The sequence below is a fragment of the Leptolyngbya boryana PCC 6306 genome, assembly GCF_000353285.1.
In the GTDB taxonomy this organism is placed as follows: Bacteria; Cyanobacteriota; Cyanobacteriia; order Leptolyngbyales; family Leptolyngbyaceae; genus Leptolyngbya; species Leptolyngbya boryana.
This window is the reverse complement of record NZ_KB731324.1, coordinates 5,986,073-6,010,042: the sequence shown is the minus strand read 5'-3', so window position 1 is coordinate 6,010,042 and position 23,970 is coordinate 5,986,073. Positions and strand designations below refer to the sequence as shown.

25 protein-coding genes and 1 tRNA gene are annotated in these 23,970 nt (G+C 47.9%); 13 read left to right on the top strand and 13 right to left on the bottom strand.

What is annotated here, in order from left to right; genetic code table 11:
• Positions 1-66: 66 nt before the first annotated feature.
• Positions 67-822, top strand: a complete 756-nt coding sequence (locus tag LEPBO_RS0130015) for a hypothetical protein (protein ID WP_017291304.1) — start codon at positions 67-69, stop codon at positions 820-822.
• Position 823: 1 nt separating this feature from the next.
• Here LEPBO_RS0130015 and LEPBO_RS0130010 read toward each other — a convergent pair whose 3' ends face one another.
• The gene (locus LEPBO_RS0130010; protein WP_017291303.1) at positions 824-1,402 is read right to left on the bottom strand and encodes an Npun_F5749 family FMN-dependent PPOX-type flavoprotein; all 579 of its coding nucleotides are present in this window, start codon (positions 1,400-1,402) and stop codon (positions 824-826) included.
• A gap of 55 nt (positions 1,403-1,457) precedes the next feature.
• Between LEPBO_RS0130010 and LEPBO_RS0130005 the strand changes: the two genes are divergently transcribed.
• Positions 1,458-2,159 carry an esterase/lipase family protein gene (locus tag LEPBO_RS0130005; RefSeq protein ID WP_017291302.1) on the top strand — a complete coding sequence of 234 codons (702 nt, stop codon included), beginning with the start codon at positions 1,458-1,460 and terminating at the stop codon, positions 2,157-2,159.
• A gap of 63 nt (positions 2,160-2,222) precedes the next feature.
• On the opposite strand, the gene LEPBO_RS43485 is transcribed toward LEPBO_RS0130005, so the two are convergent.
• Both LEPBO_RS43485 and LEPBO_RS0129995 read right to left on the bottom strand, forming a co-directional pair.
• Positions 2,223-3,077 carry a hypothetical protein gene (locus LEPBO_RS43485; protein WP_190713088.1) on the bottom strand — a complete coding sequence of 285 codons (855 nt, stop codon included), beginning with the start codon at positions 3,075-3,077 and terminating at the stop codon, positions 2,223-2,225.
• A 172-nt stretch (positions 3,078-3,249) separates the two neighbouring features.
• Positions 3,250-3,765, bottom strand: a complete 516-nt coding sequence (locus tag LEPBO_RS0129995; protein ID WP_017291299.1) for a L,D-transpeptidase — start codon at positions 3,763-3,765, stop codon at positions 3,250-3,252.
• A 139-nt stretch (positions 3,766-3,904) separates the two neighbouring features.
• Between LEPBO_RS0129995 and LEPBO_RS0129990 the strand changes: the two genes are divergently transcribed.
• Both LEPBO_RS0129990 and LEPBO_RS0129985 read left to right on the top strand, forming a co-directional pair.
• Positions 3,905-4,198, top strand: coding sequence for a DUF2470 domain-containing protein (locus LEPBO_RS0129990; RefSeq protein WP_017291298.1), 294 nt, complete (start codon positions 3,905-3,907; stop codon positions 4,196-4,198).
• An 81-nt stretch (positions 4,199-4,279) separates the two neighbouring features.
• Positions 4,280-5,422 carry a glycosyltransferase family 4 protein gene (locus tag LEPBO_RS0129985; RefSeq protein WP_051077901.1) on the top strand — a complete coding sequence of 381 codons (1,143 nt, stop codon included), beginning with the start codon at positions 4,280-4,282 and terminating at the stop codon, positions 5,420-5,422.
• Positions 5,423-5,555: 133 nt separating this feature from the next.
• On the opposite strand, the gene LEPBO_RS0129980 is transcribed toward LEPBO_RS0129985, so the two are convergent.
• On the bottom strand, positions 5,556-6,569 hold the full coding sequence (locus LEPBO_RS0129980; RefSeq protein ID WP_017291296.1) for a type I glyceraldehyde-3-phosphate dehydrogenase: 1,014 nt from the start codon (positions 6,567-6,569) through the stop codon (positions 5,556-5,558).
• An 828-nt stretch (positions 6,570-7,397) separates the two neighbouring features.
• On the opposite strand from LEPBO_RS0129980, the gene murC reads away from it, so the two are divergent.
• The 4 genes from murC to LEPBO_RS0129955 all read left to right on the top strand — a co-directional run bounded on the left by murC (position 7,398) and on the right by LEPBO_RS0129955 (position 11,093).
• On the top strand, positions 7,398-8,873 hold the full coding sequence (murC, locus tag LEPBO_RS0129970; protein WP_017291294.1) for a UDP-N-acetylmuramate--L-alanine ligase: 1,476 nt from the start codon (positions 7,398-7,400) through the stop codon (positions 8,871-8,873).
• Between the two features lie 103 nt (positions 8,874-8,976).
• The gene (gene murB, locus LEPBO_RS0129965) at positions 8,977-10,002 is read left to right on the top strand and encodes a UDP-N-acetylmuramate dehydrogenase (RefSeq protein ID WP_081614777.1); all 1,026 of its coding nucleotides are present in this window, start codon (positions 8,977-8,979) and stop codon (positions 10,000-10,002) included.
• Positions 10,003-10,282: 280 nt separating this feature from the next.
• Entirely contained in the window at positions 10,283-10,630 is a 348-nt protein-coding gene (locus tag LEPBO_RS0129960) for a YbaB/EbfC family nucleoid-associated protein (RefSeq protein WP_017291292.1), read from the top strand.
• A gap of 67 nt (positions 10,631-10,697) precedes the next feature.
• A complete protein-coding gene (locus LEPBO_RS0129955) occupies positions 10,698-11,093 on the top strand; it encodes a hypothetical protein (RefSeq protein WP_017291291.1) in 396 nt (131 codons plus the stop codon).
• Here LEPBO_RS0129955 and LEPBO_RS0129950 read toward each other — a convergent pair.
• The 4 genes from LEPBO_RS0129950 to LEPBO_RS42545 all read right to left on the bottom strand — a co-directional run bounded on the left by LEPBO_RS0129950 (position 11,090) and on the right by LEPBO_RS42545 (position 13,750).
• Positions 11,090-12,118: a serine/threonine-protein kinase gene (locus tag LEPBO_RS0129950; protein ID WP_017291290.1), complete on the bottom strand. Its 1,029-nt coding sequence runs from the start codon at positions 12,116-12,118 to the stop codon at positions 11,090-11,092. The genes LEPBO_RS0129955 and LEPBO_RS0129950 overlap by 4 nt on opposite strands.
• A gap of 115 nt (positions 12,119-12,233) precedes the next feature.
• On the bottom strand, positions 12,234-12,890 hold the full coding sequence (locus tag LEPBO_RS0129945; protein ID WP_017291289.1) for a nucleoside triphosphate pyrophosphatase: 657 nt from the start codon (positions 12,888-12,890) through the stop codon (positions 12,234-12,236).
• Positions 12,891-12,894: 4 nt separating this feature from the next.
• A complete protein-coding gene (gene psbP, locus LEPBO_RS0129940) occupies positions 12,895-13,446 on the bottom strand; it encodes a photosystem II reaction center PsbP (protein WP_017291288.1) in 552 nt (183 codons plus the stop codon).
• 121 nt (positions 13,447-13,567) lie between these two features.
• Positions 13,568-13,750, bottom strand: coding sequence for a hypothetical protein (locus LEPBO_RS42545; RefSeq protein ID WP_017291287.1), 183 nt, complete (start codon positions 13,748-13,750; stop codon positions 13,568-13,570).
• Between the two features lie 126 nt (positions 13,751-13,876).
• Here LEPBO_RS42545 and LEPBO_RS0129930 point away from each other — a divergent pair, with 126 nt between their 5' ends.
• The 3 genes from LEPBO_RS0129930 (at position 13,877) to LEPBO_RS0129920 (ending at position 16,480) form a co-directional block, all read left to right on the top strand.
• A complete protein-coding gene (locus LEPBO_RS0129930) occupies positions 13,877-14,512 on the top strand; it encodes a DUF3038 domain-containing protein (protein ID WP_026149027.1) in 636 nt (211 codons plus the stop codon).
• Entirely contained in the window at positions 14,509-16,026 is a 1,518-nt protein-coding gene (locus tag LEPBO_RS38695) for a DUF4335 domain-containing protein (RefSeq protein WP_017291285.1), read from the top strand. Before LEPBO_RS0129930 ends, LEPBO_RS38695 begins: the two co-directional genes overlap by 4 nt.
• 97 nt (positions 16,027-16,123) lie before the next feature.
• Positions 16,124-16,480, top strand: a complete 357-nt coding sequence (locus tag LEPBO_RS0129920) for a DUF6464 family protein (RefSeq protein ID WP_017291284.1) — start codon at positions 16,124-16,126, stop codon at positions 16,478-16,480.
• On the opposite strand, the gene cbiE is transcribed toward LEPBO_RS0129920, so the two are convergent.
• Entirely contained in the window at positions 16,477-17,658 is a 1,182-nt protein-coding gene (gene cbiE, locus LEPBO_RS0129915; protein WP_017291283.1) for a precorrin-6y C5,15-methyltransferase (decarboxylating) subunit CbiE, read from the bottom strand. The genes LEPBO_RS0129920 and cbiE overlap by 4 nt on opposite strands.
• Positions 17,659-17,707: 49 nt before the next feature.
• Between cbiE and LEPBO_RS0129910 the strand changes: the two genes are divergently transcribed.
• Positions 17,708-17,779: transfer RNA gene (locus LEPBO_RS0129910), tRNA-Lys, on the top strand.
• Positions 17,780-18,495: 716 nt separating this feature from the next.
• Here the strand turns inward: LEPBO_RS0129910 and LEPBO_RS0129905 are convergent.
• The 3 genes from LEPBO_RS0129905 to LEPBO_RS0129885 form a co-directional block, all read right to left on the bottom strand.
• Complete coding sequence (locus LEPBO_RS0129905; protein WP_017291282.1) at positions 18,496-19,206, bottom strand: tetratricopeptide repeat protein; 711 nt, start codon at positions 19,204-19,206, stop codon at positions 18,496-18,498.
• Between the two features lie 464 nt (positions 19,207-19,670).
• Positions 19,671-21,605 carry a P-loop NTPase fold protein gene (locus LEPBO_RS0129895; protein WP_017291280.1) on the bottom strand — a complete coding sequence of 645 codons (1,935 nt, stop codon included), beginning with the start codon at positions 21,603-21,605 and terminating at the stop codon, positions 19,671-19,673.
• Positions 21,606-22,075: 470 nt separating this feature from the next.
• Positions 22,076-22,498, bottom strand: a complete 423-nt coding sequence (locus LEPBO_RS0129885; RefSeq protein ID WP_017291278.1) for a hypothetical protein — start codon at positions 22,496-22,498, stop codon at positions 22,076-22,078.
• A 148-nt stretch (positions 22,499-22,646) separates the two neighbouring features.
• Here LEPBO_RS0129885 and LEPBO_RS42540 point away from each other — a divergent pair, with 148 nt between their 5' ends.
• The gene (locus tag LEPBO_RS42540) at positions 22,647-22,850 is read left to right on the top strand and encodes a hypothetical protein (protein ID WP_144056295.1); all 204 of its coding nucleotides are present in this window, start codon (positions 22,647-22,649) and stop codon (positions 22,848-22,850) included.
• Between the two features lie 61 nt (positions 22,851-22,911).
• Here LEPBO_RS42540 and LEPBO_RS38685 read toward each other — a convergent pair whose 3' ends face one another.
• Positions 22,912-23,769, bottom strand: coding sequence for a trypsin-like peptidase domain-containing protein (locus LEPBO_RS38685; protein ID WP_017291277.1), 858 nt, complete (start codon positions 23,767-23,769; stop codon positions 22,912-22,914).
• Positions 23,770-23,970: the final 201 nt, after the last annotated feature.

Below are 23,970 nucleotides of genomic sequence, written 5' to 3'. Positions count from 1 at the left end.
CGTTTACCGGATTGTGAAACCTGAGTGTGCTAGTTTTTAACACATGTTGCCATTGGGAAGAGTGGAATGTTTGGTTTAACGAAAATCAGCTTAACCAAATCGCGCAAAATTGCTCTTGTAGTCGCAGGCGTTGCTGCTACAGGAGGCATGATTGCGATCGCGACTCAGGCGAGAGCACAATTTCGGCTCTCTCAAGTAATGCCTGCTCCTGCTCCTGATACTCCTGATGCTTTCGCTGCACCGAGCCAGATTGGCATTCCAGGCGCTCCACCCGCCCCGATTACCGCTCCGCCCGCTCCTGCGCGTCCAACTCGAAGACCTCGCCGCATCCCCATCGATCCAGTTCCCATGCCTGGAGATGCCCGCGCTCCGCTGCCTGAACTTCCGAGACCACTCGACATTCGCACGCTTCCCGGTTCTCCGGTCACTCCAATTAGCGGCATCTCTGGCAAAGTAATGTTCACTCCTATCTGTCCTGTCACCGCTCCATCCGCTTCCTGTCGTGTTCGTCCCTACACAGGTGCGATTAAGATCACGACAGTTGCCCGCGATCGCGTAACACGTCTTGTCACTGACCCCGAAGGACTCTTCCAAATTCGTCTGATTCCCGGCATGTACGTGATCGAGCCTGACTCTCCCGACTTCCCGATCGGAACCAGTCAAACGATTACTGTTCTGAACAATGTGATGCGTCAAATGGAATTCAACTTTCAGGGAAATCCGGCAGCAGTCGGTGCAACCCTGCCACCGATCCGGACTGCCCCCGGCACACCCGGTATGGGTGCAGCACCCGCGCCGCTTCCAGGGGCAATGCCTCGATAAATCAAGGATTCACTGCTTCCATGCTCCAATTACCTTGATGCAAGTGATATTGATGTCGATTCTGCGGGTCGCCTCTGAGTTCTAAGTGATCTACAGAAAGCGGCTCAAGTAAGAGTAAGCAAAACTGCGGCAAAGGTTCCGGCTGATTTGGGATAGGCGGCGAGAATGTCTCTGCGGCAGCGCGAGGGAGTCCTGGATGTGCCCAGGCGAATTGAATTCTGGCACTGTCTGACATGTCTTGCCATGCTTGCTGTCTTGCTTTTTGGAGCTTCTCATCTGAATTTGCGCGATCGATGAGCTTCAACTCTCCTGCAATCCGAAACTGTTCACGAGTATTCGGAAAATACCAGCACACCTCTCCCCAAGGGCAATGCTCGATTTGCTGAGGTTTCTCACTGCGATCGTCTGTGACGAATTTAAGCTGATCCGTCTCTTCTAAAAAGCCTCGGAAGACAATAGTGCGATTTGCGGGCTTGCCATCTGGACGAACCGTTGCCAGTTGGACATACCGGGCATTAGGCAGAGCGCGATTTCGATGCAGCGCACGAGCAATCAGAGAACGCCAAGGAGCTAGGGGCATAAACAGTACGATCGAGAAATGCTTTACAATTCTACATAGATGTTCTCTTGGTGTTATGCCTTTACCGACTGTAATTTTGCCAGGCTATCTTGCAGGCGCGATCGACTATCGCGAAATGCAGCAAACTCTCATTGACCTGGGAATTCCAGCCGTAACCGTTCCTTTGGTGAAGCGGGACTGGCTGCCAACCTTGGGCGGTCGATCTGTGTTACCGATTTTAGACAAGCTTGATCGCACTGTTCAAGAAATTCGGCAGACTTACAATACCGAGAAAATTAATCTCATTGGGCATTCTGCAGGCGGATGGATTTCTCGCATCTACTTAGGCGCAAAAGCTTACGACATTCACGGCAGGGTTAGCGATCGCGTTTATAGCTGGCAGGCACATCAATTTGTTTCAACCTTAATCACATTAGGCACACCACAAACAAGCTATGAACGCTGGACATTGAAGAATTTGAACTTTGTCAATCTGACGTATCCAGGTGCGTTTTACCCAGAAGTCAAATATGTCTGTATTGCAGGCAAGTCGATTTTTGGAGTGCGGCGGGTTGGAAGTTGGCTAGCTTATAGCAGCTATCAATTGACAGGAGGCAGAGGGGATACTTGGGGGGATGGAATTACCCCGATCGAAGCCGCCCACTTAGAAGGAGCAGAGAATCTGACTTATGAAAACGTCAGTCATTCTCCACGATCGAGAGGCAAGTGGTATGGCTCTGCTGAGATTGTCCAACAATGGGCAACCTATCTCAATTAAAAAAGAGGGGTGCAATTGCCCCCTCCTTGAAAGAACTAGTAATTCAACTGACCTCGATTCAACTTACCAAAGAGCACGTACTCCACCAGAACTATCGCTGTCATTTGTGTTAGAAGGCGTGGTGGTCGAATCTGGAGTGGTGGAGCCGCCAGGCGTGGTGGTCGAATCTGGGGTGGTGGAACCGCCAGGTGTTGTAGTTGAATCTGGAGTGGTAGAGCCGCCAGGCGTGGTGGTCGAATCTGGAGTGGTGGAGCCGCCAGGCGTGGTGGTCGAATCTGGGGTGGTGGAACCGCCAGGTGTTGTAGTTGAATCTGGAGTGGTAGAGCCGCCAGGTGTCGTCGGGACAATCACATCTCCAGAAGGACTCGGCGAAGTTGGGCTAGAAGTTCCCGGAGTTACTGTTGATGGAGTGCTGCTTGGAGACGATTGGGTTGGACTGGAAGATTCGCTCGGGCTAGCCTCAGTCGGAACCGTCGAAGGATTCGATCGTGGAGAAGTCGGCTGCTGAGAAGTCGCTGGGCTGGAACTAGAACCCGGAGCCACAGAACTGCCCGGAGTCATAGAGCCACTGGGCATCGTACTGCTAGGAGCTAGGCTAGGAGTTGAAGTGTCAGGTGATGCCGCAGCAGAGCGATTATAAGGCGCTTCATTAAAAATACTGGGATTGGGATTGACCTTTCCTAGTGACGGTGTTGAGTTACGAGGCAAATCTGTGTTTGGAGAACTAGAAGGCGCGATCGTAGAAGAATCTGGAGTTGCCTGAGCCAAAGCCCGTGTATAAGGTGCTTCGTTAAAAATACTAGGATTCGGATTCAATGGCGACTGTGCCATTGCAGGTAGCGAGAGCAAAGAACCAAAGCTTGCGACCCCGATTGTCCCTGCTAATTTTGTAAATGCGTTTCTATTCTTTCCGTTCATTCGGTCTCTCCTGTATACCTAAAAGGGTTTTTGCAGATTGAAACTCACCGAGTTTCCGGAAGCGAGAATCCGAGTCTGGATTACCACCACAGGTTGTAGTCTAGTGATTGCGAAAAAAGACCTACTCCCCCTCTGGTTTGATTTATCCGAGTGCAAATTTTATGATTCGGGATCAGTTCTTCACGACAACTTCTGTCCCTACTCGAACTTTGCCAAAGAGTTCTTCAACATCTCGGTTGTACATACGGATGCAGCCATGTGAAGCCGCTGTTCCCACGGATTCTGGATTCGGTGTGCCATGAAAGCCAATCCAATTCTTGCCGTCTGTCCAGAATCCAATCCAGTATCGCCCGAGCGGATTGTCAGGGTCGCCTCCCGGAATGGTGTAGCCCTCTAAAGGATGAATCCAAGCTGGGTTCCGAATCATTTGGCGAATTTTATAAGTTCCAGCGGGCGTTTCCCATCCTGCGCGCCCAACGGCGATCGGATAACTTTTCACTTTGGTATCGCCGCGATAAACCGTCACTCGTTTCTGCTTCAACCGAATTTCTAATCGCATCGGTTGAGTTTGCGGCTGAGTTTCTGGGGCGGACTCAATCGCAGGTGGAGCCGAGAAACTAGGTTGCGGCATCAGAATCGTTGCACAGGTCAGCAGAGCGACCCCACACCAGAGTTTTTTTCGCTGCATCAACTTGATTTAGGATTAGCTACGTTAAGACAAAATCAAATTTGCGTTAGGTATTGCATCTATCATCCGCAGGAAATTCTACGATGACCTCGCATCTCACATTGCGATATCATCGGGATCGACGCAATAGAGAGAACTTATGTCTGAGTCAGTCAGTGAAGCCTTTTCGCCTGCGATTAGCGATCGCATCTGCGGTCATATGAATAAAGATCACGGTGATGCAGTCTTAGTTTACGCCCAGTATTTCGGCAAAATCAGCGACGCAACTGCTGCTGAGATGAAATCTATTGACGCGAAAGGCATGGATCTTTCAGCACAGGTAAATGGAGAGACGGTTCCGGTACGTGTGAATTTCGATCGCACCTTAAAGGATGCAAAAGAAGCGCATGTGATCCTCGTAGAAATGCTGAAACGAGTCCGCCCCAGCGACTAACAGACGCAGGATATCAGCTGCGTGTTCATACGACTGTTCGATCATGCGGCGATTTTGGGTATTCAAAAAGAGGGTAATCTGATGCTCTTCTGGGCGGACTGCGGTTCGCCCTTTTTCCTGTTTATGGCTCACCACGTTTTTGTCTTTCTGGAAATTCTCTCGTGCGAAGGTGGGATTCAGTCTTACGTCAAGGATATTTTGCAAGCCTATTCGCAGTTAGAAAGCGCGAACGCTGATATTTTTCTCCTACGAGATGGTGCTGACGTTGAGAATCCATTTGTGTCTGAACACATGCGATTTCACTATTGCAAAATGGATTCCGCCAAACTCGGACGTGCCAAACTGGCGATCGCACTTTTCACCCATCTCCTCAAGCATCGTCCTAGCCGCGTCTTTTGTGGACATATTCACCTCGCGCCACTGGTCGAACTGCTCTGCAAACCGTTGGGTATTCCCTATACCGTTTTGACTTATGGAAAAGAGGTGTGGGAGCCATTACCGAGCCGCAAACAAAAAGCGCTACAAAATGCCGATCGCATTTGGACAATCAGTCGATATTCGCGCGATCGCACCTGTGCAGCGAATGGGATTGATCGCGATCAGGTCGATTTTCTCTTCTGTGCAGTCGATGGCAACGTATTTCGTCCCCAAGCCAAAGCGCCGGAGTTAGTCCAGCGTTACCACCTTGAAAATCATCAAGTGTTGATGACGGTTGCCCGCTTGTGGTCAGGCGATCCCTACAAAGGTGTTGATGTCACTATTCGTGCGCTGCCCGATATCCTCAAATCTTGCCCCGATGCGAAATATTTAGTGATTGGGCGCGGTGATGATCAGCCCAGATTACAAAAACTTGCCGAAGAATTGGGAGTCAGCGATCGCGTTGTGTTTGCGGGGTTTGTTCCCTCTGAGGAATTGCCAAAGCATTATTGTTTAGCAGATGCGTATGTGATGCCTTCACAAGAAGGATTTGGCATTGTGTATTTAGAAGCAATGGCTTGCGGGGTTCCAGTACTGTCTGGCAATGCGGATGGCTCTGCCGATCCCTTACAGGATGGACGGTTTGGCTGGCAAGTCCCGTATCGCGATCCGGTTGAAGTCGCGATCGCTTGCATCGAGATTTTAAAGGGCGAAGACCAGCGCTGTAATGGACACTGGCTCCGAGAACAAAGCCTATCGATTTTCGACAAACCTGCCTTTACTCAACGTCTAAAGGCACTGCTATAAAAACTTCATTGAGCGCGTTGCTGTAGCGATTCCCCACTCCCCATCGCCCCACTCCCCACTCCCCACAAAAATTGCCTCTGACGTTCAATCAAACGTCAGAGGCAAGCAAAATTAGATCAGAAAAAGGAATATCTTACTTTTCCCAGTTCTTCGCAACAACTTCCGCTAAGTCTACAACGCGTTGAGAATAGCCCCACTCGTTGTCATACCAAGCGACAACTTTCACCATGTCGCCGCCCATCACCATGGTCAGAGCCGCGTCAATGATCGAAGATTCATCGGTTCCAGCATGATCGCTCGATACCAACGGCAGATCGCAGTACTTGAGAACGCCTTTCATCGTCGTCTCAGCTGCTTCCTTGATCACCGCATTCACTTGTTCCGCGATCGTGCTCTTCTCAACTTGCACAACCAAATCTACAACAGAGACGTTCGGAGTCGGAACCCGCAACGCAATCCCGTTTAACTTACCTGCTAATTCAGGCAGAACCAACGCTACCGCTTTTGCAGCACCCGTTGAAGTCGGCACAATATTGATTGCTGCTGCCCGTGCGCGTCGCAAATCCCGGTGGCTCGCATCGAGAATCCGCTGATCTCCGGTATAGCTGTGCGTGGTGGTCATTGTTCCTTTGATAATGCCGAAATTGTCATTCAGCACTTTCGCAATTGGAGCTAAGCAGTTGGTTGTACAGCTTGCATTACTAATAATGTGGTGTTTGTGGTGATCATATTCATGATCGTTCACACCCACAACGAAGGTTCCATCTTCGTTTTTACCCGGCGCAGTGATCAGAACTTTTTTCGCACCCGCATTCAGGTGCTTGGTTGCGCCTTCTTTGGAGATGAACACGCCCGTCGATTCAATAATCAAATCGATATCCCACTCTCCCCACGGAAGATTCTCGGGATTGCGATCGGACGTACATTTGATAACGTTACCGTTCACCGTAATGGTGTTTTCGTCCGCGCTCACCTCGCCGGAAAACTTACCCAGCATCGAGTCATACTTGATCAAGTGAGCGTTGGTTCTGGGATCAGACGTGTCGTTAATCGCAACCAATTCGATTCCCGTCTGTTGTCGCCCTGCCCAGCACCGCAAAAAGTTGCGTCCAATGCGTCCAAAGCCGTTGATCGCTACTCTAACCACTGCGTCTTGCCCTCTGAATATAAATACCTATTGATGCAGACATCATACCGTAAAACAATGCGCTCATCTCAACTCAAAATCAATCTGGGATCAACAGATGGTGACAAGCAGGAAAAATGAGTCGCTGCGACTGATCCCTGAAGCATGCTGAGATGAATGGGCGATCGGGCAATCTTGGTGAACTTGGGAACGACCACAATTCGCTTGAGAAGCAAAAACATGTTTCTGACTGTGCAAAAAAATTGTGCATCAGCCATCTGTTGAATGCGGCCCTGAATCTAATCTGAGTCTTTACCAATACTTGTGTTCTTTCTGACTTGCGGGGAACCCTAGGCAATCTAAAGAGTAGATGCCAATTCAAAATAGTTGTGGCAAAATCTGTAGCGACTCTACAACTGTCGTATGGTGAAAAACTTGAGAAATGGAGCAGATTTAAGAAAAAGGTACAAAATTAAATCACGATCAAGTTGAGAATTGATGCAAATTGGCTAAAAAGTTGAGAGCATTTCTCACAAACGTTTAGTACCTTTAGAAGTACACAATTTAGGCTTGAATTTGTTGACAGATTGCGGATTGCAATTCAATTATTAAAAAGTTGAATTCTGTCAGGAATTGGAGCAGATCGACTTGTATCTCGTTGATTACAGCTTGTTCTGATTCAAACTCCCCAATTAAGAGCGTTCAAACTAAAATTATTTTGAATTGTTCTAAATGGACTCGATTTAGATAAGCAGATTTGCTATCAAAATGTTTTCTATTACCGTATCGGTAATAGAAGATCCTTGATATGATAGCGCGTGACATTGGTGTGGTGTTTAAGGAGCAAAAATGCTGAGTTCCGTTGACTTCAGCGGCAGACCATTTCATTTCATCGGCATTGGTGGAATTGGAATGTCAGCCCTAGCTTATGTCTTGTTAGACCGTGGGTTACCTGTTTCTGGTTCGGATCTCAGATCCAGCCACATTACTGAACGACTGCGAAGCTTGGGCGCGCAGATATTCATCGGACAAGATGCGTCGAATTTGGATCATTATCAAGTCAGAGCACAGCTTGCTCAACCCGTTGCCGCTGGTGCAAATGTTGTCACATTGCCTGCACCCGTCAAGGATCTGCCCCAAGTGATTTGCTCGACGGCGATTAATCCTACAAATTCTGAATATCGAGCGGCGCTAGAGCTAGGATGTCCAATTTTTCATCGCTCGGATCTCCTTGCTGCGTTAATTCGAGAGTATCGCAGTATCGCCGTCGCTGGAACGCATGGGAAAACAACGACGAGCAGCATGATCAGTTACATGCTTTACAATGCGAAGCTTGATCCGACGGTCATTGTGGGTGGAGAAGTCAAGGCTTGGCAAGGAAATGCCCGGATTGGACGGGGTGAATACATGGTTGCAGAAGCGGATGAGTCAGATGGCTCATTGGTTAAATTTGCACCTTATATTGGCATCATCACGAATGCAGAATTAGACCACCCCGATCACTATAGCGATTTGGATCAAGTCGTTCAAACGTTTCAAACTTTTGCCAGCCAGTGTCAAGTCACAGTCGGCTCGATCGATTGTCAAACAGTTCGCGATCGCATTCCCCCCAACATTACGTACAGTCTCGATCCGGCGACAAAGGCAGACTACACCGTGGATCAAATCCAGTATGCAGGGGATGGAACGACGGCGAGAGTGTGGGAACGGGGGCAGGTGTTAGGAGAAATCAAGCTGCGAGTGCTTGGACAACACAATTTGAGTAACGCGCTGGCTGCGATCGCGGTCGGTCGCCTCATTGGATTGGAATTTAGTACGATTGCTGCCGCGATCGCGCCGTTTGAAGGTGCGCGGCGGCGGTTTGAACACCGGGGTGATTTTAACGACATTTTATTTATTGATGACTACGCGCATCATCCCAGTGAATTACGGGTCACACTAGAGGCAGCAAGACTGCAAGCTGGCAAGCAATCGCCGCGTCGTCGTGTCGTCGCCATTTTCCAACCGCATCGCTATAGCCGCACTCAAACGTTTTTAGCGGAATTTGCGGAGTCTTTTGGAGATGCTGATGTCGTGATTCTCAGTGATATTTACAGCGCTGGAGAAGTCAATACAGGCGAAATTAGCGGTCAGATCCTTGCTGATCTTGTCGCAACACATCATTCGTGCGTGCATTACCAACCCTCGCTACCTGCGATGGGCGATTTCCTGAACAAACTTCTTGTGCCGGGAGATTTAGCAATTTTTCTAGGAGCTGGAAACTTGAATCAAATCATTCCAGACGTCATGGCGGCTCAACAACGAGTTGAGAAAGCTGCTTCCTAGAAACTTCGTGTTTGTTGTGTTGAATGCAATGTGAGATCTGAACCGTGATTTCTGATTACATTGCGGTAAGGGTCTCAGGTTTAAGCTTACCTGTGACAATGTTATGACACTCTCTATTGATTCCCGGACTGTTCATTCACCCGTTATTTCCGATTTCTCTCGCAAGTCTAGCTCGGTTGCCACTCCGTACTCGTCTAGTGAAGCCACTGCAAAACCTGCACGCAAGATACTCACTCTTCCGCTCCCTGGTACTGACGCTGTGCTAAAAGCCAATGTTCCTCTCGCTTCGTTGACCTCTTTCCGGGTCGGTGGTCCTGCTGAATGGTACGCTGCCCCCCGCACAACTGAAGAATTACAAGCGAGTTTAGAATGGGCGCATGCTCAGGATATTCCAGTGACGATGTTAGGGGCTGGCTCAAATTTATTAGTCAGCGATGCTGGATTGCCAGGGCTTGTGATTTCGACTCGGCATTTGAGATTGACTGAGTTTGATGATGCGACGGGTCAGGTAACCGTGGGTGCGGGTGAGCCATTGCCGAGATTGGCTTGGAAGCTTGCCGATCGCGGATGGCAAGGCTTTGAATGGGCGGTTGGGATTCCAGGAACGGTGGGCGGAGCCGTTGTGATGAATGCTGGCGCGCACAATAGCAGTATTTCCGAAATTCTGGTCAAGACGACAATCTTGCTGCCAGACGGCACGCTGCAGGTGCTAAAACCTGCAGAGTTACAGTATGAATATCGCACGTCTGCTCTGCAAGGCAGTTCGCGCTATGTCACATACGCCACGTTTCAATTGCAGCCTGGGGCTGATCCAACGGCAGTCAATGCAGTGACGGCAAATCATAAGCAGCAGCGACAAAACACTCAGCCTTATCATTTACCGAGTTGCGGCAGTGTATTCCGCAATCCCGATGCGTACAAAGCGGGTTGGTTAATTGAGCAGGTAGGCTTGAAAGGACATCAGATCGGTGGTGCTCAGGTGGCGCAACGACATGCGAATTTTATTCTAAATTGTGGCGGTGCAACTGCATCTGACATTTTTGAGTTAATTCATCATGTGCAGCAACGAGTGCATCAGGAATGGTCGCTCTTGCTGGAGCCGGAAGTGAAAATGTTGGGTGAGTTCTGATTGTTGGGTTGGAATCTCAGATCTAGGTGGGGAATGAGGAGATGGAGAGAACCTAAACTCAGCTTGCTCTCTATTTCCCCATCCGATCGCTTATGGTGCGAGTCATCGAGATCCCACGATCGATAAAATTTAGGTCTTTTGAGTAGGGAAATCCCTAATCAGATTGGCGCAGCTAGAGTGCGTCGGATTTGCATCCCGGTGTCATAATTAAATCTGTTTGATTGTTGCCCTGTTCGGGTTGAGCAGGCGACAATATCCACTCATTATTCACTAAAACGTTATGTCACAAGGACAGGGATTTGGCTTCGGTCTGGGCAAAATGCGCGAATTGACCGACGCAATTAAAAAGGCTCAACAGGTTCAAGAAGGCGCAAAACGGCTTCAAGAAGAACTCGAACAAATGGAGATTCAAGGCGAGGCAGGCGGCGGTCTTGTCAAGGTGACAATGAGTGGAAATCAGGAGCCACTGAAGGTTGAAATCTCACCAGACGCGCTGAAAGAAGATGCGGAAACCTTGTCGGATCTCGTACTCGCTGCGACTCGTGCGGCTTATGAACAATCCACGGCAACGATGCGCGAGAAGATGGAAGACTTGACGGGTGGGTTAAATCTGCCTGGCTTAGGTTAAGCGATCGGTTTGACAGATCTTTACATGAAACCGGACTATGAGTTGATAGTCCGGTTTTTTAGCGTTTATGAAAGGGTTGATCGGTTATCTGGCTGAACTCAAAGTCGGGAAAGCGGCGCTTTGGTGCTATCTCATTTGGTATCTTGTGACGCTTTCGTTTCATTTCGATCCTGCCCCTGCTATTTGGATCAATTCGATTGGGATGAGCGCTGTGATTGGAACGGGTCTGGTTTTCAGTGTTGCTTCCCAGACGGCAAAACTGCGCAGTTGGCAAACCTTACGGCTCTATTTGATGCCTTTTTGTGTTTCAAGTTTTGCAGCTTTGATTAAAGGAAAAGGCTTTATTGTCGTTGTCTCACCCGATTTACGGGAGACATTCGTTGCCGTTGCTTGCTGTATTGCCTTTCTATCTGTTGTGATGGCAGTCAAGTTCATGAAACGGCGATCGTTGCTTACCCCTTAACGGTTTTTTTCATGTGACTGTCTGGCTGCAAGGCGAGCTTGCCACGCTCGAATTGCGATGGCGGTTCTGACCAAGGGTGAAACAAATTCCAGGTTTTCCGGTTCCAGTTCAGCTTGAGATAACGGGTAATGACTCAAACAGGGGCGGAGCGTTTCTAAGTGATCTTCGAGTTCTAACATTCGCAAAATCTCATCGGCTGATTTGAAGCGATCGTGCGTTGAAGATTTCAGCATTTTGTCCAGAATTCGCTCAAAATGATCACTCACCCGCGCCAGATTTTGCCAATTTAATTCTCCTGTGTAGGGGTCGTAATCTTGCTCATTGGGGATTCTGCCCGACATGAGATAGAGACAAGTGACACCGAGCGCATAGAGGTCGCTCGCATAGGTCGGACGCATGGCAATTTGTTCAGGTGGCGCAAAGCCAATCGTGCCGACAAAATGAGTTGCCATCGATCGCTCAGAGTAATCCGGCGCAACACAGCGTTCTTTCACTGCACCAAAATCAATCAAAACCCAGCGTCCATCTTCTTTACACCAGACAATATTAGACGGCTTGATGTCGCGGTGAATCACCTTTTGTCGGTGGACGTAATGCAGGAGCGGCAGAAATTCTTTTAGAAACTGTTTCACCGCCTGTTCTGACCAAACGCCTGACTTACGGACATCTTGAGCCAGGGTGCGACCTCGGACGAATTCTTGAGCGAGATAAAACTCGCCCTCAATCTCGAAGTAATCTAACAATTGGGGAATCTGAGAATGGCTGCCCAATCTCGCTAAAGTTCTCGCTTCCTGCTCAAAGCGTTGACGTGCTTTTTTCAGGGCAGAGGGATCTTGAACCTTAGGACAGAGCTGTTTAATCACACAGCGAGGTCTTCCCGGCAGCTGCATATCTCGCGCTATATATGTGACTCCAAAGCCACCGCGTCCCAGCACCCGTCCGATCGCATATCGATCGTGTAACAGATCATCAGAACGTTGTTCTGGACTCGCCTCATGCCTTGAAGAATTCACAGGTAACGTCATGCTGGATAAGCGCCAATCTCGAAGGACTTCGGTAAGAGTTCTAACCTATTGTCTCTCTGTGTTCTTCTAGTTTAGGGGCGCTCGCTCCGGATCACGCTAAATCTTTAAACTCGGCTCATGCCCAAAAGTCAGTTACGTCATATCCCAATTCTGCTAACATCTGCCGTAAGAGCGGTAAGCTCAATCCAATCACGTTGGTATGACAGCCTTCTAGTTTTTCGACAAATAAGCCGCCTCGTCCTTCTAAGGCAAAACAGCCGGCACAATTCATCGGTTCTTGAGTGGCAACATAGGCTTCAATTTGGCGATCGCTAATGTCTGCAAAATAAACCTGCGTCACTTGCGTTCTGACGAGCGGTGGATAAGGCATCAATGCGCCTTGCTCCGTTGTGTAAGGCTGCAAAAATGCATGTCCTGTAAACAATTCGCCCACATTGCCGCGCATCATTTTCCAGCGCGCGATCGCCTCGTCAGGGTCTTTCGGCTTGCCGTGAATTTCACCGTGAATCGCCAAAACTGAATCACAGCCAAGAATCAATCCTGGATGCGTAGAGAAAAAACCAGGCGGTAATTCAGCCTGACGATCGAACAAATCGCGCATCGTCGATCGCGCCTTCCCTTCAGCCAAAACCTGCACGAGTTGTCCGGGGTCGGTAATTTGAATTTGCGACTCGTCAAAATCGCTCGGGTAAACCATGACAGGAATCCCAGCCATCGCTAAAAGTCGCTTTCGAGCCGGAGAAGCAGACGCAAGCACAAAGGGAACAGGCATCGATCTAATCTACCTTGAAGGACTTCACAGATTTGGTCAGCAGCGGAGCCATTTTCTCCCAACGCGTCTCAGACGTGGACGCATTCATGGTGTAGAGCTTGCCGCGATAGACGATCGCACTTGCCAAATTATGACGCTGCTCTTGATTCGGCAACGTGACCAAATATTCCAACAGGTAATAGGTGCGATCGGCAATCTGACGCTCCTCAGCGCTAATCAATTCAGCCTTGCGACCTGAATCAGGGGGAGCGATCGCGCTTTTGCCCAACTGATATCCCACGTCTGAAGGTGTGCCCAAATCCGACAGCTTCTTCTTACCGGGAACGGGGTTGATCACCATACTGATATTCTCGGTCTGCTCGATAATGTCATGAAACACCACATCAGGACCGTTTGCGACCTTGACCGAAAGCCAACCGTTGGGATAGAGGAAGCGATAGCCGTCGGTGCTATCCACAAAACTATTCAGCCCACCCACGCCAGACACACAGCCCTGCAAACCCAGTGCCAGCACCATCAGCAAAACGGCAACGACTCGTTTGAAATTCTTCAACATACATCCAATCAATTAACGCAGGGCAAAACAATGAGATCTATTGTCCCACTTCCCTCATAAAAATCTGCGCTGAATTGCGATCAAATTTGTCAAAATGGAGCAGCACTGTGCGAGAAGTCCGCTAGACTGTAATGCTGTCTGGGAAAATTTTGATTTCAGCAATTGTATCGGTTGCAACTTCCCGCAACTCTACGGAGGCAGGAATCGGACTTCGCCCACAGAATTTGCTAGGTGCGTTGCTAGACTTCACCCGCGAATTCGTCATAAATTCTCGGTACAATGCTGGCAATTCGTAATTTACCATGCGTGATTCGTAGTTAGGAGCAGTGAATGATGGAATGAAGCATTCTCAAATTCTGGGTCTTTCAGCCTTGAAGAAATAAGGTTGCTTCAGACAAATCGTGTAGTGTGACTAGCTAAATTTAAAGGAATGAGTGTCTCCGTGAATGTAATGCAGTTGAATAGCCCACCTGCTCCGCCAACTCCCCCAACTCCGATTATTCTCGATGGTCTGCCCGATCCACCCGTTGCCGATGGCGTTTGCCCCCGTCGCACCCGGATGCAGATCGATTTGTTATTGCTCGCGATCGAGGCGTTAGATCTCACTGGATCAGAGGCAATCTTGGCGGTTGCAAACGATTTTGACCTGCGCGGAGTCCTCAAAAATCGAGTGGCACTGTGGCGGATGCGATCGACGAATCCATTCCGTCGCTATGCTCAACGTCGCCCTTTAACGTTAGTTGAAGCCAAAGCGTTAGTCCTGATCACTTGCTATTTGGCACGTCGTTTAACCGTGTTGATTCGGCAATTGCTTTTGGCGTATCAGCAGTTGAGTGAAAAGAATCTGTCTCCCGATCATCATTTTCGGCTCTCAGAGTATCTAGAGCGATTTCGCGCGCATTATCGCAGCCGGATGAATTCCAAGCGGGCGGGAGTTTTGGCGTATAGTTCAGATGAAAAACTGAACGAATTGGCGCTGGATTTGTTAGAGCAATTGCTGTTTTGTACGGGGACTTCCGGTGTACAACGGCTGTGGATTAGTTTGTTTGACGGAGAAGTGCAATGACGAATGCAATGACGCTACAACGGCAATACAGTTTGCCGAATTGCACTTTGATTTTGGAAGGGCTATCTGATCCAACTGCCACTGGACAAGCCGATATTCGTCCGGTCATGTCGCTTTTAATCAATGCAGAATGTCATCTGCCTGGGCAAGAAACGCCTCTTAAGGGCGGGCGTGAATTCTTTGAAAGCCTGGTCACAGCAGTGAGTTTGTATGCTCAAGAGTTTCTCAGTGGCGTTCATTTACCGCGTCATACGTATAGCGATCGTCCTTCTTTCGTGACCTTAGAGCGTCTCGATCGGTCTCATCACCGCCTCAGTGTCGGAAAAGATCCGAATAATCCGGCGAGTGAAGAACGCTCTGCGGATTTGACCACGGTGCAATTATTTGATCTCGTTGAAGCGATCGATCAATTTGTGGCAGATACGCAGACTCTGCCGTTTTGGTCACTAAATCTTTCTCCTGTACCGAAACGCTATGCTCGCTCTGGCGAACCGCTTGCAAAACAGGTCGTTCCGGCTTCGATTGGGGTTTCTGGTTTAGCATTGGCAGCGGTTGCCTTTTTCTCTCTGCCCACAATGCGGGTGAAAACTCCGGAATGTTTGAGTCCGGGTGCGCCCGATTGTCCGGCTGCGATTGCTAAAAATTCTCCGAGTCCGAGTCCGAGTCCATCGATTAGCCCGAGTCCTACGCCTTCTCCAACGGCTGCGGCAAGTCCCGATCTGACCCAACTGGAAACGGCGCTGAATGCTGCCCCTGCGATTACCGATGTGGCGGAGTTGAAAACATTAGGCGATCGCGTCACTGAGCAGATTCGCGGTAAATGGACGACTCAATCTGCGGTGACTGAAGAGTTAGCCTATCGAATTGGCGTTGCCAGAAATGGCGATATTGTCGGCTTTAAAGCTGAAACGCCAGTTGCATTAGAAAAAGCAAGACAACAAACACCGCTCTTGGATTTGCTCTATCTTCCACCTGGAGGAAGTACGCCGAATTCTGAGCCACTGGCACAGTACCGAGTGGTTTTCAAACCACAAGGCAATCTTGAAGTGACTCCTGCGAATGCTGCTTCAGCCGTTCCGAGTGCAACGGTTGCGGCATCCCCCAGTCCAGATGCGGCAACCGTTACCGCATCGCCTAGCCCAACTGCAACGGTTGCGGCATCCCCCAGTCCAACGGCTGCTGCCACACCTGCGACCGAATTGACTGATGCTGAGACTTTAGAGAATTTGCAACCAAAGCTCTATGATGCGATCGACAAAAGTTGGCAAGGCAGACCACCGTTTGACAAAGATTTAGTCTACCGAGTCCGCATCAAACCGGATGGCACGATCGTGGGATTCCAACCCGATAATCCTCCTGCAAACGAGTTTGTGAAGAGCACACCCTTGCCGCAATTAAGTAAGCAGATCGATCCAAATGCACCTGCCGAGTCAGCAGCCTCATTTAAGGTGGTGTTCAAACCCAGTGGTGTGCTGCAAATTAATCCTTGGTATGGAGTTGTGAGGAAGAAATAGAGCCTGTCAATTCTTTGCAAAATCTAAACTCAGTCCGGGTCGTTGCTCAAGTGCGATACCATCAAGGAACTCTAAGCGTTAGCTAGAACACAATTTCATGGAGCAAGACTCACTACCAACAGAGGTTATTCTGACCCATCCGCGTCGCTCTCTTGGCAATGTCCAGTTAGACTGGTCGCCCCAGCCCGGAGCCTATCTTGACTTGGAGGGTCAGACTTATGCCGTTTTAGAACGCCGTCATCGCTACCAACTCAACTTAGGGCGCTATCGACTCCATAAAGTCGCGCTCTATGTCCAAACAGCTCAACGCCCACTCGAGCGATCATTCGTCGATGGGCGTTGGTTTTTGGGAGATGCGAGTTGTGAATTTAATGCGCGATCGGAGTTAGTCCGATGTGCTGTCAATCCAGATGGTCCTTGCGAAGGGTGCCGTCACTATAGTCCGTTGGATTAAGGTTTTGTGACACTCCATTGTGTAATCGGTGACATGGCTTTCCAGCCTAGAAATTTCCCGATCGCTTCTGCTCTTTGAACAGCAATGCGAGTGAGTTCTCCCCCGAGTTGACTTTGGCAATAGAATAGTTTGGCTTCTGTTTCGACCGTGACTGCATTTGCCACGAGTTGTCCTCCAGATCGCAGCGATCGCCAACAGGTTTCCACAACATCCGGGACAGTTAATCCGCCTCCAATAAAAATCGTGTCGGGTTCGGGTAGATCTTGAAGTGCAATCGGCGCTTTGCCCGCAACGATCTTTAAATTGGGAACGCCGAGGGTATTGGCATTTTGGGCGATGAGTTTGAGGCGATCAGTGTTGGATTCGATTGCGATCGCGCGGCATCTGCGATCGGATCGCATCCATTCGATTGCGATCGAGCCACACCCTGCGCCGACATCCCAGAGCAATTGTCCCGGATGCGGAGCCAGGGTGGATAAAGTCACTGCTCGAATTTCGCGCTTTGTCAGTTGCCCGTCGTGGATATAAGCCGAGTCAGGAAGACCTGGAATTCGTGCAGGTAAGGGAGTAGAAGCACAAGTAATGGCGATCGTATTTAAGTCAGCGAGATGCTCGAAGTCTCCTCGAACAATTCGTTCTTGAGTGCCGCCTAGATGTTCGAGAACAACGATTTCGCTGTCGTCTAAACCGCGTTGCTTGAGGAGATGCTGAACAATCGCAGGAGTTTGTCGATCGGCACTTAACACGAGAATTTTTGCGCCTGGATACAATACAGCATTCAGCAAAGCTGGATCGCGCCCACAAAGGCTCAGCGTTTCGACTTCTTGGAGTGACCAGCCTAAGCGCGCACAGGCGAGGCTAAAGGCTGAAGGCGCGGGTACGATCGTTATTTCTGCAAGGTCAACGTGACGGGCTAAGGTTGAACCAATTCCATAGCACATCGGATCGCCGCTTGCGAGGACGCAGACGGATTGCCCTCGGTAGGTGAGAAGTTTTTGAATCGAATGCTCGATCGGAGAAGTCCAGCGAATTTTGAGGCGTGAATCCCCTGGCAACATGGCTAAATGTCGATCGCCCCCGAAAATAATTTCGGCGCGATCGATGAGTGTTCGACTCACTGGCGAAATTCCGTCGATTCCATCGTCGCCAATTCCAACGATCGAGAGCCACTTGTCCATACCCTATCCTGATTTGAGCAATCCTGATATGATATGAGGAGAACTTCTCGGATGACTAGCTCAATGGTAGAGCATCGGACTCTTAATCCGCTGGTTCTGGGTTCGAGTCCCAGGTCATCCATAGGTTCTAGCCTTTCAGTCTAGGGGCTTCCCTAAAACTGCCCTAGAACCCGCTTACAAGTAAATATTCTGCACAGGGGCAATGACCCCTCGTTTTGATCTGGAGTCAGTTTGTGAAACGCTAAGGCTTAGTAATGGCAGGGGTTTCAGCGATTCTGCTCGGAGTCACCGGAGTCAGTTCGGAGTCAGTTTTTAAGCGTTTTTAAACTGGGTCAAAGCCTTACATATCGGGGTTTTGGGGAATTCGATCCGGAGTCACCGGAGTCAATTTTGAGACTTATTACTGTATGTATTAAAAATATTTTTTTCGATCTTCCTGTATTGGTGAAAAATATTTTTTGTTCTCGCTTGCGTTGAGTAGGGAAACTGACTCCGGTGACTCCGAGGAAGGGGGCTGAAACCCTTGTTATATAAAGCTTTGATCCAACTTTATAGTGGGTCAAAGCTGACTCCGAACTGACTCCGAACTGACTCCGGTGACTCCGAACTGGCTCCGATTAAAACGCTGTAGCTTTTACTCTGTAAGGGTTTCGGGCGATAAAACTGACTCCGAACTGACTCCGAGCAACCTATCTCCGTCGCATCCCTTTCGCCCTCCCACCACAGCGATGCCCTCGGATATCAACATCGTCCGGGGAATTACACCTGCCTGAACCATGCGACGAAGATCCACTCGATTGTGAGACGGGTGGGGCGATAACAGCGTTGATTGATGGGTTAGACGCGCTTTGACTTCCAGCTTTCTAACTGTGTCTCAACCTGGTAGGCTCCGTTCTTATCCCCATTTTGCAAATAAATCTCTTTGGATTTATTCATCGCCAGCGATGCGTTGTAATCGTCTCCAGTGGCGTGATATGCCTCTCCCAAATTGCGCCAAACTTGGGCATTGGATGGGTCTTCTTCGATGATTTCCTGAAACAGTTTCAACGATCGCTCATAATTCCTGCTGGCGTAGCTTTCAATAGCTTGCCGCATTTTTGAGCCTGGTTCAGATGTCGTACCGACCGTCGATTCACGTCCAGCCACTTTCGGCTCATACCTCGACACCTCACCACTAACCGACTTTGCAAAAGCTTCTGCCCTAGCGCGATCGCTAAAACTGGCAACCTGGATCGATGCCTTGCCAGAATCTTGCCGATTTACAGCTATCGCGTCTTTGCAAAACCGTCTGTGAACCTCGTTAAGATTCCCGCCATCAATAAATACTGCATACCAGGTTGCGCTTGCGTCTGGCGGATCTCCACAAGTTTCCTTTGATGTTTCGTCAAATGCAGATCCACCGCCAGAGCCAGTGGCTTGAGTTGTAGGGACAGGCGAGGGCACAACCGAAGTCGCAACGGGCGAATTGTTCTTGACGACCAATGCAACCGCCCAGACACCCGCACACACAATCCCCAATCCAGCTAAGCCGATTGCCGCAATTTTCATAGAGCCATCCACCACAGAAACACGCTTATGAATGCTGACAGATTGATTCTGGTGCGATCGTGAAGTGACGGTGAACCCACGTGAAATTCCGGTATGAACTATTTTGCTTCAACCTCGCGATCAGAACGCTTTAAGTCTTTGCCGTCTCAAACTCTAGGAAAGGTTCTCAGCAGTTTGCAGAGGTAAATCTGTTCCAGAAGATTAAGGCGGGAAATCGTGATTACGAGTTCTAGTAAGGACACTTTACTATTGGGAAAGTCTTAACCCTATCCCATGCGAGAGAGCAATGAAGAATCCACAATGACAAGTGCGATTGAATATTTTGATTCCGGCAATGGCAAGCGATGTTCCTTTGAGTTCGTCTTCACCAAATTGACCTACTACCTCTACCATCTGGTGCATGTCTGGTTAGCTAATCGGTATTGATACGCTTGATTTTCTCTAGAAGGATTTAACGCAAATATTTACTGCTGGTTTGCCCCTAATTGTGCTTTATCTTTTTCGAGCTTTCTGATAGCCTCGTCCAGATAGTACTGAATATATGATGCTAAAACAAACCCACTAACCTTTCCTTTTCTGCTCTCAACTTCTTTTTGTAGTAGATCTCGGACAGATTTAAGCCACTCTAATTCTTCGATTAGCCTTAGATTAATGTTTCCAAATTTATACCGTTCACGTAATGACAGAAGAATGCGTCTTTTGTTTTCAACACCCATTTGCAGTAGTAAAGTTATGAAAGTAGTTGGTTCTATATACTTTAGTATAGGAATTTCATGATAATCTTGGATGAAAATATCTTCATATTGATATTCGCTTAGACAAATCATTCTAGAGAACTTCCAGATATCACTTTGCATGATTGTAAGCAACTCTTGACCAGCAACAGGTAAACTCTCTTCTTGTGCTAACTTTTTCACTTCGTTAATATAAGAAGATAGCTCTTGAAACTCCTCAAATTCTTTTCCTTGAAATCCAAGGCTACCGTAACCATCATCGGTTATGGAATCAATTGATGAAGAAGTAGAAATAGCAAGCTGTTTACTATCTTTCAAGTAATCAATGTAGCGCTTAGTGTTCTTGAGAATTTCATCCTTTTTTTTGCTGTAAAGTCCAGCATGAGAGAACATGAGAAGGAGTCCAAAAACGTGTTTTACTATTCCAATCTCAACATACTTTCTATTAGAAAAGTCTAATTCGACGCTGCTAATAATACTGTCAAAATCGTCATCAGAAAGATCAGTAAAATGCCACAGCCTAACCCAGTTTGGAGTATTTTCGTTTTGAAAGTATCTGCTGTTTAATATTGATTGAGCTAATTCTTCGATATCTACAATGCCCTTATCAAAAAATACTTGCCACCATAATTCACTTGGAAATGGATCGCGCAAGTCAATTGAGGGATATCTGTTGAGCACTTCTTGAAGTGGAGTGTTCTCTTGATCCTCATCCTTGCCAGTGCCAAGTGCTTGGCTCGCAATTCTCGTACTGAGGCTAACGGAATATGTTTCTCTTAACTTACTAATATCCTTGGGCAGTATGTTGCCGCGCTTGATCTCTATAGAAAAGGCTATAAGTAACTTCAATAAATCTTGCGCTAACTCTACTTTGTCTTTCGCCTTTTCTGGCAAAACATTGAATATTCTCTCAAAATCTAAAACAATCTGCTTCAGGTTTCTTAGATTTTCATACCCAGCTTGTCCATAGAAATTTTGTATCAACTCAGTATTATCAGATAAGAATCTTCTGGCGTTTAAGTTATTTATTACGGCAATAAAATTCTCCAATGCACCTTCAAAATCTAGAGAGACACCAAAGGTTTTACCTATCAATTTCTCTTTAATAATTTGATATTTAGTATCCTTCACTAGCTCGTCTTCATTAGCAATAAGGATCACCTTCAATTCTTGATGTTCTACAAAGAAATTGATGTACCCTAATATATTAACCAGGTCTATGTTGCAGCGCTCTAAATCGTCAAATATCAGTATGCTTTTATCGGCATCTCTAAGATATTCCGGCAGATTAATTTCTGGAATCTGAAGATTTAGGGTTCCATCATCTTTGCTATCGCTATTTAGATCAATCTTCAACGTGCCTTTCAGTAAACCTTTAATAATCTTTCCTGTTATTGCCATTCCTTTTGAAGAGAGCACAGGATGTAGTTGTTGAAAAAAAGCATTTTCTATCTCAGAAAAAGAAGTCATTCCATAAAGGCTTACGTACAGACACTTGTGATTATTCTCTTTAAGCTTTTCACGATACCTATTAATAAACCATGTTTTTCCAGATCCCCATTGACCTTGTAAAAGAACAGCAAATCCGGGTGCATGTGACAAATTACAGTAATAGTCTAGGTACGTTTCTATATGACTATTGATTGTTTTTTGCTCTTGGCTCATCTATCCTTCAACCTTGTCTTATGATGCTTGGCGTAAATATAGCAGTTACAAAGCGGCAAGTGTTATGAGCAGAGTTTTACTGTCAGTCTTTACAGCCTGATCTTGACCAGAGATCCGACAGGTTTCTGCTCGACTCAAGTGACAGGCACAACAACGTCACTCCCAATCATCCAGGGTTTCCACCTTCGATCGCTCAACTGGCTGTTCGCTCTTTGTCTTCTGGCCCTTGCCCGGAGCGAAGGCGTTTTTACAGAACGAGCAAAAGAAAAGCACTGCTGATAGGCACAGGATCGGGACACCGATTAATAGAGGGCTGAAAATCAGTCCAACGATCAAACAGATCATTCCCCAGGTGAAAAGCATTGACGTGCCCTTGTCTAAATCGCAACGCTCCATCTTGCCGCCCCTGCCTGGGTGCGATCGTGAAGTGATGGTGAAGCTACGTGAAATTTCTACGTCGGCTTCCGGCTTCAACCTGGGTCAGGATTCTCGCTTTTCCTTCTTTCAAGTTCTTCAAGAAGTTGCTGAAGGAATCGAGAGTGGCTTTCGTCTTCGGACAGTATGCGTATACTGCGACTGACGTACATCGATAACCCATGCTCGTCTGTTTTTGGCGACAAATTAGCGACCATGTACCGAAAGTCCTTGTCCGGCTCTTTTCGTTTCCTACCCCTTGTTGGAAACTCGTGAGTTTCTTCGATTGCGTAGGAAATGAAGAGTTTTTCTGGCGTAAGTTCTGGGGCGACTGCTTCTGATATCTGTTGACCAAGCTCTAGTAGTTTGGCTACTGTTTTTTCGTAGAGAAATTTGTGGATTTCTGCGTCTTCCTTCAACTTGACGTACTCGTCAAGTTTTGCTCTCAAATCCGCATCAATCTCTTTTATGTCTTCCATGTCGCAATCCCTCGGCTGGCAACAAACCAAGGTTATCGACTAATAACCAGGACTGCTACGGTAGAGGCATCGTCAAAAACAAGACCGTGGATTTTGCAATCGCCGCCCTCGATCTGGGAATCCTGAACCCGTTCCCAGAAAGGCAGTGATGAAAAATTCCCCGTGGCAAGTAAGACCAAGTGTTTTGTTTCCGGCGTTAGCAGTCGTTGTTCCTTTAACGATTGTGCTTATCGTGGTGGGCTGTCTTGCCTATCATCCGGTGCGCGTCTGGCTTGCCGATGGGTATTGGTGCGCTCGATTCTCCCCGTCCGGTACGAGGACGATTCTCTATGGCTCCGAGTGCGATCGGTGAACGTTGGGAATTCTAAACGGGCAATGCAACGGTCTAATCATCCAAATTTTTCAATCAATTTCTAGGAAGCTTCTGTTGATTTGCTTGTTAGTTCGTTGGATGGAATTCCAGTTTTTTCCGATCGTATGATGTCCAGGATCGCCTCCTCCTTCCATACGATCCCAAGCTGTGCGTGAAGCGGATCGCTTCCCAGGATGCGCCCAGAATATATTCCAAGAAAGCGGTATCCCTTGCCGAAAGCCACGTGTTCAAAGTCGTGCAATGTTTTTCCTTCTGGCACCCAAACTCCTGTTTCCTGGGCGTATACAGGCGCTCCTGACATTCCTTGTCTTGTGGCTGTATCAATGTACATTTTCGGTAGGTTGTCGATATGGGCATCAGGCTCCGAGGCAATACTTCCACGTTTCCAGATCGGAAAGCGTCCCCCGCCGCTAATGCCGAGCGGGAAACCTAAAACAAAAACATCCATTCCTGGTTCAAACTGAAGTTTTTCTAAATCTAGAACCTCATTATTTGCTGGTATTGATTTTGTCTCACTAGGTCGCCGTATACGTATTGCTACTACATCAACATCTGATCCATGTTGGGGATGTTCCCACCATGCAGGCAGTGTTTGATCTTTGTCGTTATATAGATTCAGTGCGCTCGGAAGCCACTTTATGACTAGAGTGCCGTCCTCTAGAGCCTCTAGATAAGGCAGTCTGAGTACAATATTGTCGGGTATTCCGGCTTCTTTTGACAGAAGGGAGTAGTTCTGAGGGTCGCGACCTGACACGTTATGCCAATTCGTTATGAGATAGTCTTGACCTTCATGGGTATAGAAGAATGCTGTACCAACGCCTAAATTTGTTTCCCCAAACCTTAAGGTGATGTGGACGGGTACGTAGCTCAAGAGATTTTGAACGTTGACCTTACGCATAGTTAAAACTGTTGAATTTACTAACTTCAAATGGTTGCAAACCTTAGAAAGTTTGTACTGTTATATAAACACGTGACACAGAGAAATTTACAGCGTGACTGTTCTCGTAAAGTTACCGTGAAGTTGTCTAGTCAAGATTGTTCTCGGTCTGTGTAAAACGTTGACCCCATACGGAACTTCTGCGGACGAATGCAGAAGCGC